The organism is Rhodococcus oxybenzonivorans (genome assembly GCF_003130705.1).
GTDB lineage: Bacteria > Actinomycetota > Actinomycetes > Mycobacteriales > Mycobacteriaceae > Rhodococcus_F > Rhodococcus_F oxybenzonivorans.
In genome coordinates this window covers 4393341-4406093 of the sequence record NZ_CP021354.1, presented here as the reverse complement: position 1 = coordinate 4406093, position 12753 = coordinate 4393341, and the positions used below count along the sequence as shown (strand labels likewise).

Here is a 12753-nt window from a genome sequence, read left to right as displayed (position 1 = left end):
CTCGAGAACGACTGTCATATGGTGGCGAGCAGGTCTGTGACCTCGCTGTCTGCAAGTTGATGGAAGTCGTCGTAGGCATTGCCAACGCCACCGAGGTCGAGTGGGGTGTACGGGCAGACCACCTCGTCGGCCGTGACGCGCAGACGGGAGACGGCCTCGGGCGCGGCCACCGGAACCGCGACGACGATGCGCGCCGCCCCCGACTTCTTGACGAACTGGCAGGCCACCGCGGCCGTCGCACCGGTGGCCATTCCGTCGTCGACGATGACGGCGGTGCGTCCTCGTATCGGCACGCGGTTCCTGCCGCCGCGCAACACCTGCGCTCGACGCTCGAGTTCCCGGCGCTCCTTGGCCTCGACCATGGCGAGGGCAGTCTTGCTGACCCGGGCGATCCGAAGGACGTCGTCGTTGACGACGCGGGCGTCTCCTTCACCGATCGCGCCCATCGCGAGTTCGGGCTGCCAGGGGACACCGAGTTTGCGTACGAGAACCACATCGAGGGGGGCGGCGAGCGCCGCGGCGACCTCGAAGGCGACAGGGACGCCGCCGCGCGGCAGGCCCAGAACCACCAGGTCGTTTCCGCGTAGATGCTCGAGTGAGGCGGCCAGCCGACGACCGGCGTCCGCCCGACTGGTGTACTGCATCGAACGCTCCGAATCGGGAAGAACGGTTCGTCTTCGAAACTACTCCACTTCCGGGCGCGGAAATACAGCTCAGATCTCCGTGACGGTGAATCTCCGCAGCGCAAGCGCGGGGTTCTTCTCGCGCACCTCGGTGATGCGTTCCGCGGTGACCGTGGCGATGGCGGTGCCCACCCGTTCGCCGAGCGCAGCGACGGTCACACCCATGGGATCGACGATCATGCTGGCTCCGGCCCCCGTGCGCGCGCTCTGGTCGGCCGCGGCCACGTAGATGGTGTTCTCGATCGCCCGTGCCCGTACGAGCGTGGACCAGTGGTCCTCCTTGAGCGGTCCCGGCACCCATTGCGCAGGGAGGAGCAGGACGTCGGTGCCTGCGTCGACGATGCGGCGGGTGACCTCCGGGAATCGAAGGTCGTAGCAGGTCTGCATCCCGAAGGTGAGACCGTCGACGGCGAACGTCTCGGGGGTCCCGATCTCGCCCGCGCGGATCACCTCCGATTCCTTGTATCCGAAGGCGTCGTAGAGGTGCAGCTTGCGGTACGTGGCAACGATGTCTCCCGTCGGGCCGAGAGCCACCAACGTGTTCGAGATGTGGTCGTCGCCGGGCAGCAACTCGTTGACTCCGGCCACCAGGTGTATCTGCAGCTGGGCGGCGGTCTCGGCCAGCGCTGTCACGAACGTGCCGTCCAGTCCCTCCGCCGACTCCACGAGTCGGTGGTCCGTCCGCGGAGCCGTGAACATCGCGTACTCGGGGGCCACGACCACCTGTGCGCCGCGATCCGACGCCTCGGTGGCCAGCCTGCGAAGGGTGCTCGCGTTCTCCTGCTTGTCCTGACCGGGGGCGAACTGAATGACGGCGACATCGACCATGGCGTCCACGCTAGGCGACGACCCGTCACAGGTGTCTCCCGTGCCGGTGGCCGCGTATTTACCCGGCATGGCGCTGCGGCGCCGAGTCGTGCACTAAACTGCTGGTCAATGAGTGATATCGAACGTGAACCCGAACCGCCCACTTTTGCCGACCTCGACATCGATGATCGGGTCTTGAAGGCACTGTCCGATGTGGGCTACGAGTCGCCCTCGCCGATCCAGGCAGCCACCATCCCGCCTCTGCTCGCAGGTAACGACGTCGTCGGACTGGCCCAGACCGGTACCGGCAAAACTGCCGCGTTCGCGGTTCCGATCCTCTCCCGGATCGACCTCACCCAGAAGTCGCCGCAGGCCCTGGTGCTCGCGCCGACGCGTGAGCTGGCTCTGCAGGTCGCGGAGGCGTTCGGTAAGTACGCCACCCATATTCCGGGTCTCCATGTGCTGCCGATCTACGGCGGCCAGAGCTACGGCGTCCAGTTGTCCGGGCTGCGCCGCGGCGCCCACGTCGTCGTCGGCACGCCCGGCCGGGTCATCGACCACTTGGAAAAGGGCACGCTCGACCTGTCCAAGCTGTCGTACCTCGTCCTCGACGAGGCCGACGAGATGCTGAAGATGGGCTTCCAGGAAGACGTCGAACGCATCCTGTCCGATACGCCGGAACAGAAACAGGTGGCGTTGTTCTCGGCCACCATGCCGGGCGCGATCCGCAAGATTTCCAAGCAGTACCTGCATGATCCCATCGAGATCACGGTGAAGTCGAAGACGTCCACCGCGTCCAACATCTCGCAGCGGTACGTGCAGGTGGCGCATCAGCGCAAGCTCGACGCTCTCACCCGTGTCCTCGAGGTGGAGTCGTTCGAGGCCATGATCATCTTCGTGCGCACCAAGCAGGCCACGGAGGATCTTGCCGAACGCCTGCGCGCCCGCGGGTTCTCGGCTGCCGCGATCAACGGCGACATCGTGCAGGCGCAGCGTGAACGAACCATCGGCCAGCTCAAGAGTGGTGCTCTCGACATCCTCGTCGCCACCGACGTCGCTGCCCGCGGTCTCGACGTCGACCGCATCTCCCACGTGGTGAACTACGACATTCCGCACGACACGGAGTCCTACGTGCACCGCATCGGCCGTACCGGTCGAGCAGGACGGGCGGGCGAGGCTCTGCTGTTCGTCGCGCCCCGGGAACGGCACCTCCTCAAGGCGATCGAGAAGGCAACACGGCAGCCGCTGGCCGAGATGCAGCTTCCGAGCGTCGACGACGTCAACGCGCAGCGCGTCGCGAAGTTCGGCGACTCCATCACCGAGAGCCTCACCTCCGACAACCTGGCGTTGTTCCGCAAGATGATCGAGGACTACGAGCAGGAGCACGACGTGCCGCTCGCCGACATCGCAGCAGCGCTCGCGGTGCAGTCGCGCGACGGTGACGCATTCCTGATGTCACCCGAACCGCCGCCGCCGCCGCGTCGCGAGCGTGAACCGCGGGAACCCCGGGAACGTCCGGCCCGTCGATTCGACGACGGCCCGCCCACCCGGTCGCGGGGCCCGGAGGGTCAGGAACTCGCCACCTATCGCATCGCGGTGGGGAAGCGGCATCGCGTGGTGCCCGGCGCCATTGTGGGTGCCATCGCCAACGAGGGCGGGCTGCGGCGCAGCGATTTCGGGCACATCAGCATCCGTCCCGATCACAGCCTGGTGGAACTACCCGCAGACCTGTCCCGGGAGACGCTCGAGGCCCTGCGGCGCACCCGCATCTCCGGTGTGCTGATCCAGCTTCAGCCCGACTCCGGCCCACCCTCGGGAAGGCCCGGCCGGGGCGACCGCGACGCCGGTAAGTTCCAGCGTGACCGCGACAGTAGAAGAAAGCCGCGCGAGTAGTACCCGCGCGGCTCGCAGAGAAGAGGCCCTGCCGAGCCCCCGGTCATTACGCCGGGGGAGCGGGAGCCGGCGCCGGCTGACCGGCCGCGTCGGCCGGCAGAGGACCCTCGGTGGGAACGAGGAACGTCCCCACGGTGGGCAGTACATAACAGGTGGCGCCGGTGTAGCCGACGGTGCCGAAGATCGACGCAACGACGGTGCCCGGTCCGGTGGTCACAACCTTCGACAGCGACGGGTAGCCGCCCTCGGTGACGCCGTCGAGCGGCAGGATGCCGCTGGCGCCGGTATTGGTGTTGATCCACGCGACGGTGAGCCCGGACGACTGGACGACGCCGGGGTAGGCGGAGAGCGCCTGGAAGCTGATCGCCGCGGCGGCGGGGTCGGTGGTTCCCGAGGCAAGGGTGAGCGTGACCGGGGCGACGGTGCCGCAGCCCACTGTCGGTGCCGTGTACAGGAACGGGGTGTGCGTCCCGGCCACGTCCCGAAGCGCCGTGGACGAGGCCAGGGCCTCGACCGCGACCTGCTCACCGGGCCTGTCCGCCTGGGCGCGCAATTCCGCCAGTCCGGGAACACTCGATGCCGAGGGCTGGGCCGACGCCGTTCCTGACAGACCGAAAGTCGCCACAATGCCGACCGCTGCTGCGGCGACCACGCGCCGCGTTCCGCTCACACCGTCCACCTGAACTCCTCGTCGTCGCTCCTCGGGCGGCTCTGCAGCGCCGTCCGAGCGGTGAATCTACCCGAGCACTGCGCGCCCGTCAGGACCAGGCAGTGCCGCCGGCCAGGGTATCGGCCCGTGCACCATCGATGGACTGTCGGATGATGTCGGCATGCCCGGCATGGCGGGCCATCTCCTCGAGCTGGTGGACCAGCATGAAACGGACAGTGAAAACAACACCCGGCGTCATCCATTTCGCCACGTCGGCGGGGAGGTGAACGTCCCTGCCGAGATCGGGTTCCGCGGCGATCGCGGCCTCCGTGGCTCGCCCGGCTCGATCGAGCCGGGCGAGGAGTACGTCGACGGTTTCGTCCTCCGCGACATTCCAGGCCGCCCTCCATGCGGCAACCGGGTCGGACCCCTCGGCGCGCGGTGTTCCCAGAACGCGGGCCGTCATCGATTCCTCCCCGTCGATCACGTGTTTGAGGAGTGAGGACAGACTCATCTCACTCGCGCTGGGCACGCTGCGCGCCTGCTCCTCGGTCAGGCCCGACATGGCGTTGCGGAACGCGGTGCGCTGATGCTCGAGTAGGAGCAGCAGCAGGCTGCGTTCGTCGGAAATGTCGTCGTGCGTCGTCTCGTTCATGAACACAGTCTCGCGCTGATAGAGGACACCTTCTGTCCGCGTTTACCGTCGAAGTCAGGAAAGTTGCCGGCCTCCTTCGGGGACGCTCCGCGGCACGCGTTCCGAGCGGTTCAGGCTGACCCGCCCTACCATCGAGGAAGTGTCCGAGGAACCTCGCGGTTCCTGTGATCGAGTCGCATACCGAGGTGCTAATGCCCCTGGAAGAACCGTCGCCCTCCGTCAACGCCGAGCCGGAACACGACCTGGAGGGCCATATCGTCGAGGCACGGTCCGAAGACTTCTCCCATGCCCGGGAACTGACGGTCGACCACGAGTGGTTCAAGACCGCAGTGTTCTACGAGGTCCTGGTCCGCGCCTTCTACGACTTTTCCGGAGACGGCACCGGCGACCTCGAGGGGTTGACCGCCAAGCTCGACTATCTGTCCTGGCTCGGTGTCGACTGCCTGTGGTTGCCGCCCTTCTACGACTCCCCATTGCGTGACGGCGGCTACGACATCCGTGACTTCCGTGCTGTACTACCGGAATTCGGTACAGTCGAGGACTTCGTTCACCTCTTCGACGAGGCGCACCGGCGCGGGATCCGGGTGATCACCGATCTCGTCATGAACCACACGTCCGACACGCACGCCTGGTTCCAGGAGTCACGCAGCGACCCCGACGGCCCGTACGGCGACTTCTATGTGTGGTCCGACACCGACGAAGGATATCCGGACGCGCGAATCATTTTCGTCGACACCGAGACGTCCAACTGGACGTGGGATCCGGTGCGCAAGCAGTACTACTGGCATCGCTTCTTCTCCCACCAGCCGGACCTGAACTATGACAATCCCGAAGTTCAGGACGCCATGATCGACGTGCTCCGGTTCTGGCTGGACCTCGGTATCGACGGATTCCGGTTGGATGCCGTCCCGTACTTGTTCGAGCGTGAAGGCACCAACTGCGAGAACCTGCCCGAGACGCACGCATTCTTGAAGAAGTGCCGGGCCGTGATGGACGCCGAGTACCCGGGCCGCGCGCTGCTTGCCGAGGCGAATCAGTGGCCCTCCGACGTGGTCGAGTATTTCGGCGAACCGGACGTCGGCGACGAGTGCCACATGGCGTTCCACTTCCCGCTGATGCCGCGGATCTTCATGGCCGTGCGGCGACAGAACCGCTTCCCGATTTCGGAGATTCTCGCGCAGACACCACCCATTCCCAGTTCGTGCCAATGGGGAATCTTCTTGCGAAATCATGACGAGTTGACGCTCGAGATGGTGTCCGACGAGGAGCGCGACTACATGTATGCCGAATACGCACAGGACCCGCGGATGAAGGCGAACATCGGTATTCGCCGTCGTCTCGCGCCGCTGCTCGAGAACGATCGCAACCAGCTCGAGCTTTTCACGGCACTGCTGCTCAGCCTGCCGGGCTCTCCCGTCCTGTACTACGGCGACGAGATCGGTATGGGCGACAACATCTGGCTGGGTGATCGGGATTCCGTCCGTACTCCCATGCAGTGGACGCCCGACCGCAACGCCGGGTTCTCCCGGGCGGATCCGGCCCGAATGTATCTGCCGGTCATCATGGACCCCACGTACGGATATCAGTCGGTGAACGTCGAAGCGCAGATGAACTCGACCAACAGCCTGCTCCACTGGACGCGGCGAATGATCCAGGTGCGGAAACAGCATCCGGCGTTCGGTACCGCCTCGTTCACCGAACTGGGCAGCGCCAACCCGGCCGTGCTGTCCTATGTGCGGGAAACGCCGCCCAGCTCGGAAGGCGCACCCGCGGATGTCATCCTGTGTGTCAACAACCTGTCGAGGTATCCGCAGGCGGTGATCCTCGACTTGTCGCAATATGCCGGTCGCATCCCGGTGGAACTCACCGGATCGGTTCCGTTCCCGCCGATCACGGACGACGGATACATGGTCACATTGCCGGGGCACGGCTTCTTCTGGTTTGCCCTGCAACCGGATCCACGGGACGGCGGAGTGACAGACGGTCACCCGGTGAGCAGCGAGGCAGAACAGGCGGTACAGCCGTGAATCAACCGACGACAATCCCCGACCACATCCTCGAGCCCCAGCTCGCTCGATGGCTGCCTGAGCGCCGCTGGTTCGCTGCCAAGGGGAACACCATTTCCGGTGTCCGGATTCTGCTGCGCCAGCCTCTCGCCGGTGTGCCGGGGTTCGCGGTCGATCACCTCCTGGTCTCGGTGGACTTCGAGACCGGGCCACCGCAGGTCTATCAGGTGCCGCTCGGTTTCCGCAGTCACCTTCCCGAAGACCTGGTGCCCTGGGCGCTACCTGCGCCCGACGGAGATGTCGGTTCGGAATGGTTCGCCTACGACGGCCTGCACGACGCCGAAGTGATCGATCTCTACGCGGAACGGCTCGCGTCGCCGCAGGGTTCGGGGCCGATCCGGCTGCGGACCGCTCCCGGAAGCGTCATCGAACCCGGCCTGAAGGGGCGGACCCTCGGCGCTGAACAATCGAATACGTCCGTGGTGCTCGGGGACAAGTTGCTGATGAAGATCTTCCGCCTCGTGACCCCGGGGACGAACCCGGACGTGGAGATGCACCGGGTACTCGGCGAGGCAGGCAGCGAGTACGTGGCAACCTTGCGCGCGTGGATCGAATCCGACGTGGAAGGCATCGAAACGACCCTGGCGATGGTCCAGGACTTCGCCGCCAATTCGGCGGACGGGTGGACGATGGCACTCGGTAGCGTGCGCGACCTTCTGATGGAGGCGGACCTCCGCGCAGACGAGGTCGGGACGGACTTCGCGGGGGAGTCGTATCGCATGGGGGCTGCGGTCGCCGAGGTGCATGCCACCCTCGCGCGGGCGCTCGGCACCGTGGACAAGGCAGTCACGTCCACGACGGTGGCGGCAATGCTGCGCCGTCTGGAGGCGGCTACCGAGGTCGTTCCCGAGTTGGCGGAAGTGGCACCCGCCATTCGGGAACGGTATGCGGAGGCCGAGTCGCTGGGGAGCATCACGGTGCAGCGGATTCACGGCGACCTCCACCTCGGCCAGGTGCTCCGAACCCCCGAACGGTGGTTGCTCATCGACTTCGAGGGAGAACCCGCCAAGACGCTGACCGAGCGGCGGGAACCGGACAGCCGCCTGCGCGACGTCGCGGGCATGCTGCGTTCCTTCGATTACGCCGCACATCACCTGCTCGCCGACTCCGTGACGGAAGCGGCAGCGTCGCAGCGCGAGTTCCGCGCGCGCGAGTGGGCCCACCGCAACGGAACGGCCTTCTGCGAGGGATATACCTCGGTCGCCGGTGACGACCCTCGGTCTTCATCAGTCCTGCTTCGCGCCTACGAACTGGACAAGGCCGTCTACGAAGTGGTGTACGAGGCCCGGAACCGCCCGCGGTGGATGTCGTTGCCCCTCGGCGCGATCCGCCGGCTTACGTCGTAGCCGAGATGACCTCCGTCAGGGTGGGCGACGACTGGGTACCCGTGTCGAACTGGGTGCGGTACAGCTCCTGGTAGCGGCCACCCAGGGCGAGGAGTTCGCTGTGGGTGCCGCGTTCGACGACTCGTCCGGCCTCGATCACGAGAATCAGGTCGGCGGCGCGGACGGTGGAGAGCCGGTGTGCGATCACCACGGCGGTTCGTCCGGCCAGTGCCTCGCCCAGTGCCTCCTGCACCGCCGCCTCCGACGTCGAATCGAGATGCGCGGTGGCCTCGTCGAGGATGACGACGCGCGGATGGGCGAGCAGCAGTCGGGCGATGGTCAGTCGTTGTCGCTCACCGCCGGAGAGCCGATAGCCACGTTCCCCGACCACCGTGTCGAGGCCGTCGGGCAGCGCCGCCACCAGTTCGGTGAGCCTGGCCCGTTCCAGCACCTCGTCCAGTTCGGCGGCGGAGGCGCCCGGGCGGGCGAGCAGGAGGTTGGCGCGGACGGTGTCATGGAAGAGGTGCCCGTCCTGCGTCACCATGCCGACGGTGGCGCGGACGGAGTCGGCGGTGAGATCCCGGACATCGACGCCGCCGAGTTCGACCACGCCGGCATCCACGTCGTAGAGCCGCGGGACGAGCTGGGCAATGGTGGACTTTCCCGCTCCCGAGGATCCTACCAAGGCGACCATCTGGCCGGGTTCGGCACGGAACGACACTCCGTGCAGTACCTCGACGCCCTCCCGGGTGTCGAGGGTCGCGACCTCCTCGAGGGATGCCAGCGACACCTTGTCGGCGGCCGGATAGGCGAACTCCACATTCCGGAATTCCACCGACACGGGGCCGTCGGGCACTACCGTGGCGTCTGGCTTTTCCTGGATCAGCGGTTGCAGATCCAGAACCTCGAAGACGCGCTCGAAACTGACGAGCGCGCTCATCACGTCGACGCGGGCACTGGCGAGCGCGGTGAGCGGTGAGTACAACCGGGTGAGGAGCATCGCCATGGCGACGACGGCGCCGGCGTCGAGCTGACCGCGCAATGCGTAGAACCCGCCGAGACCGTAGACGAGGGCCAGCGCCAACGCCGACACCAATGTGAGCGCGGTGACGAACACCGACTGCAACATCGCCGTCCGGACCCCGATGTTGCGGACCCGCCGGGCCCGGACCGCGAATTCGGCGGACTCTTCTGAGGGGCGGCCGAACAGCTTCACGAGGGTGGCTCCCGGTGCCGAGAAGCGTTCGGTCATCTGGGTGCTCATGACCGAGTTGTAGTTGGCGGCCTCCCGGTTGAGCTGCGCGAGCCGGGCACCCATCCGGCGGGCGGGCAGCACGAAGATCGGCAGCAGCAGCAGCGCGAGGAGGGTGATCTGCCAGGAGATTCCGATCATGACGATGAGGGTGATACCGAGCGTCACAAGGTTGGCGGCGACACCGGAGAGCGTGTCACTGAACGCGCGCTGCGCTCCGATCACGTCGTTGTTGAGGCGGCTCACGAGGGCACCTGTGCGGGTGCGGGTGAAGAACGCGATGGGCATGCGCTGCACATGGTCGAACACCGCGGTTCGCAGATCGAGGATCAGGTTCTCGCCGATGCTCGCCGACAACCATCGCGTCCACAGGCCCAGAGCGGCCTCGAGGACGGCGATGAGCGCGATGAGCCCGGCCAGACGGACCACGGCGGACACGGCGTCGCCGTCGATGATCGCCTCCACCACGCGGCCGGCGAGCACCGGTGTGGCCACGGCCAGCGCTGCGGTGATCACGCTGAGCAGGAGGTACCACGCCAGGCTCCGTCGGTGCGGCGCGGCGAAACGGGCGATCCGCCGCAAGGTGGTGCGCGAGAACGGTCGACGATCCTCCTGGGCGTGCATCGCGTTGTACATCGCGTTCCACGCTGTGACTTCCATGCTCATGCCGGCGGCCTCCTGTCGCTACCCACACGGTAGAGCGTGGGTATGACACGACGGTAGAACCTGAACCGAACTCGAGGTCAAGCGCTGGGGTGCCGAGCGTGCTTCCTACCTCGCGATGTCGACGACCACCCTCGTCGGTCCCGACAAACTCGACACCGTAAACGGCCTGTCGGGGCGCGTCACGCCGATGAACGATTGGGTGACACCTTCGAAGACGAGGGCACCGTTGACCTCGGTCACTACCCCGCCGGAATCCCCGGGCAATGGGTTCGGACCGGCATACCCTTCCACGCCGCTGTCGAAGGGATATGCGGAGCCGTCGATCAGCACTTGGAGAATTCCGTTGCCCGACATCGGGATCGACCTGCCGCTGCCGTCCTGGACGGCCTCGTCGACGTACTCGACCCGCCAGCCCGGCGTGCCCGTTCCGCCGAGTTCGTAGACCACTCGATCGAAGCCCTCATGCCGACCGATCCGGATGTCGGTCACCGTCAGTTTCGCCGGACCGGACGCCTCGGACGACTTCGGCGACGCGTCGGTCGGGACCGTCGATGCGTCGGGTTCGAGTGCGGTGCTCGTGGTCGCCGCGGCGGCGGGTGACGTCGCCGCGACACTGCTGGCGGAGTTCGACTCCGAACATCCGGTGAGTGTCAGGGCCAGCGCGCAGGCGGCGAAGACAGCGACGGGGCCGATCCGGTGGTTGTTCATGTTTCGATCGTAAGCCGGGGGCGATCAGACACGCGGGAGCCGCCGCCCCGGCGCCGCATGTGCGTCGAGATACAGCCACCGACCGTCCACGCGGACGAAACGGCTGTTCTCGTGGAGCGAGCCGCGCTCGCCGTCCAACACGAAATGGGCCCGGAACTCGACAGTGCCGGCGGTGTCGAGGAGTCCTCCGCCGCTCGACCCGAGGATGTCGAGCCGGGTCCACCGCTGCGCGGGGTCGAGGTCGAGGTCGTCAGGCCGGGTGCTCGGATGCCAGGTTGCCAGGAGATAGTCGGCGTCGAGGACGGCGAAGGCGCTGAAACGGGACCGCATGAGCCGCTCGGCGGTCGGGGCGGTGGCCTCGCCGCGGTGGAACCGTCCGCAGCAGTCGTCGTACGGCTCACCGAACAGGCAGGGGCATCGACCGGTCACGACTCCAGTATGGACGGTGCTCACACCAGCTTGTGGCTGCGGTCCTTCCAGTACGGTGCACGTAGTTCCCGTTTGAGGATTTTCCCCGTCGGATTGCGCGGCAGCATCTCGACGACGTCGATGCTGGTCGGGCATTTGAACTTTGCCAGACGCTGGTGGGTGTAGTGGATCAGCTCGTCCGGGACGGCGACGGTTCCCTCGACGGGGACGACGATCGCCTTCACAGTTTCGCCCCAATGCTCGTCGGGCACACCGATCACCGCCACCTCCGCCACCGCCGGGTGTTCGACCAGCACCCGCTCGATCTCGGGCGAGTAGACGTTTTCGCCGCCGGTGATGATCATGTCCTTGAGGCGGTCCTCGATGTAGACGAATCCGTCCGCGTCCGCGCGTCCCATGTCGCCGCTGCGGAGCCACCCGTCGGCGGTGATCGCCTCGGCCGTCGCCTCGGGTTTGCCGAGATAGCCCGGTGTCCGCTGTTCCGTGCGCCACCATAATTCGCCGGTTTCCCCGGGGGCGACGTCCCGGGTGGTGACCGGGTCCACGATGCGCATCTCCACGCCGGGGATCGGCTGTCCCGCCGACGCCATGCGTTCGACCTGCGTTTCGTCGCGGTGCACCTCGGGGAGGAGGGCTGTGACGACACCGGCGCATTCGGTCATCCCGTACACCTGGACGAATTCCGTCCTGGGCCAAGCAGCCAACGCGCTCCGGAGTAGCGGCAGTGGCATCGGCGCCGCTCCGTACGTGATGCGGCGGAGCGCGCCGAACGCGGCGACGGCCTGTTCGCCTGCGGCCAGGACGCCCGCGATCACCGGCGGAACGAGGAACGCGATAGTGGCTCCGGCGGCAAGACCTGCGAACAGTGACGGGGCATCGGCATCCCGCGCGACATGGCATCGAGCGCCGGCGTGAATTCCCATGATCGCGTAGCAACTACCACCGACGTGGAAGAGTGGCATCGCGACGAGGAAGCAGTCGTCCTCCCGGGCGGGAAGCACGGCGAGCGCGTCGACGTTGTGGGCGTTCAGGTTGCGGTGCGTCAGCTGCACCCCCTTCGGCTTACCGGTGGTTCCGGAGCTGTAGAGAATCAACGTCGTCGACTCGGGATCCACGACGGGCGGCCGCCACAACGGGGACGCCTCCGTCAACCACGGCTCGAATTCGTCGTGCTCGCCACCGACGGTGATGAATTGCTCGATACCGGTCATCCGATCGCGCAGCGCCATGACCTGTTGCAGAAACTCGTTCCCGACAAAGAGGATTCGGGCACGGCAGTCGTTGATCACGTAGTCGAGTTCCTCGCCGGCGAGCCGCCAGTTGGGAACCGCGGTGGCCGCCCCGAGCACACCCGCCGCGTAGGTCACCTCCAAGCAGGAGAGGTGATTCTTGTCGAGAAAAGCGACCGTGTCTCCCTGCCGTATTCCTCCTTCCGCCAGAGCTCCGGCGATCTGCAGAATGCGGTCGCGCCATTCCGACCACGTGTACGCGCGATCCTGGAACTGCACGGCGATGGCGTTCGGTCGGAACTGCGCCCAGTGCGCGAGCCGGTCGAAGATGATTCCGTTCGCGGCGTCCGACATGCGCCCACCTCTCCTGTGTGACATCAGTCACAAGGTT

Annotated in this window: 11 protein-coding genes; 3 read left to right on the top strand and 8 right to left on the bottom strand. The window is 66.6% G+C overall.

The genetic code is table 11. The annotated features are described in order from the left end of the window. Positions 1-14: 14 nt before the first annotated feature. Both CBI38_RS20685 and CBI38_RS20680 read right to left on the bottom strand, forming a co-directional pair. On the bottom strand, positions 15-644 hold the full coding sequence (locus CBI38_RS20685; protein ID WP_109331749.1) for a phosphoribosyltransferase: 630 nt from the start codon (positions 642-644) through the stop codon (positions 15-17). A gap of 69 nt (positions 645-713) precedes the next feature. Further along, positions 714-1511, bottom strand: a complete 798-nt coding sequence (locus CBI38_RS20680; protein WP_109331747.1) for a carbon-nitrogen hydrolase family protein — start codon at positions 1509-1511, stop codon at positions 714-716. Positions 1512-1619: 108 nt separating this feature from the next. Between CBI38_RS20680 and CBI38_RS20675 the strand changes: the two genes are divergently transcribed. Further along, complete coding sequence (locus CBI38_RS20675) at positions 1620-3383, top strand: DEAD/DEAH box helicase (protein ID WP_109331746.1); 1764 nt, start codon at positions 1620-1622, stop codon at positions 3381-3383. 46 nt (positions 3384-3429) lie between these two features. On the opposite strand, the gene CBI38_RS20670 is transcribed toward CBI38_RS20675, so the two are convergent. Both CBI38_RS20670 and CBI38_RS20665 read right to left on the bottom strand, forming a co-directional pair. Then, the gene (locus tag CBI38_RS20670) at positions 3430-4062 is read right to left on the bottom strand and encodes a hypothetical protein (protein WP_204164780.1); all 633 of its coding nucleotides are present in this window, start codon (positions 4060-4062) and stop codon (positions 3430-3432) included. Between the two features lie 79 nt (positions 4063-4141). After that, entirely contained in the window at positions 4142-4687 is a 546-nt protein-coding gene (locus CBI38_RS20665; protein WP_109331744.1) for a mycothiol transferase, read from the bottom strand. A 191-nt stretch (positions 4688-4878) separates the two neighbouring features. Between CBI38_RS20665 and treS the strand changes: the two genes are divergently transcribed. Next, the gene (gene treS, locus CBI38_RS20660) at positions 4879-6714 is read left to right on the top strand and encodes a maltose alpha-D-glucosyltransferase (RefSeq protein ID WP_109335239.1); all 1836 of its coding nucleotides are present in this window, start codon (positions 4879-4881) and stop codon (positions 6712-6714) included. Then, on the top strand, positions 6711-8099 hold the full coding sequence (locus tag CBI38_RS20655; RefSeq protein WP_109331737.1) for a maltokinase N-terminal cap-like domain-containing protein: 1389 nt from the start codon (positions 6711-6713) through the stop codon (positions 8097-8099). The genes treS and CBI38_RS20655 overlap by 4 nt, the downstream gene beginning before the upstream one ends. Here CBI38_RS20655 and CBI38_RS20650 read toward each other — a convergent pair. The 4 genes from CBI38_RS20650 to CBI38_RS20635 all read right to left on the bottom strand — a co-directional run bounded on the left by CBI38_RS20650 (position 8089) and on the right by CBI38_RS20635 (position 12716). Continuing rightward, entirely contained in the window at positions 8089-9996 is a 1908-nt protein-coding gene (locus tag CBI38_RS20650; protein WP_109331736.1) for an ABC transporter ATP-binding protein, read from the bottom strand. The two genes, CBI38_RS20655 and CBI38_RS20650, sit on opposite strands and share 11 nt — an antisense overlap. 105 nt (positions 9997-10101) lie before the next feature. Next, positions 10102-10704 carry an AMIN-like domain-containing (lipo)protein gene (locus tag CBI38_RS20645; RefSeq protein WP_109331735.1) on the bottom strand — a complete coding sequence of 201 codons (603 nt, stop codon included), beginning with the start codon at positions 10702-10704 and terminating at the stop codon, positions 10102-10104. A gap of 24 nt (positions 10705-10728) precedes the next feature. Continuing rightward, positions 10729-11157, bottom strand: a complete 429-nt coding sequence (locus CBI38_RS20640; RefSeq protein ID WP_109331734.1) for a YchJ family protein — start codon at positions 11155-11157, stop codon at positions 10729-10731. Beyond that, positions 11154-12716, bottom strand: a complete 1563-nt coding sequence (locus CBI38_RS20635) for a long-chain-fatty-acid--CoA ligase (protein ID WP_109331727.1) — start codon at positions 12714-12716, stop codon at positions 11154-11156. The genes CBI38_RS20640 and CBI38_RS20635 overlap by 4 nt, the downstream gene beginning before the upstream one ends. Between the last annotated feature and the right edge of the window lie 37 nt (positions 12717-12753).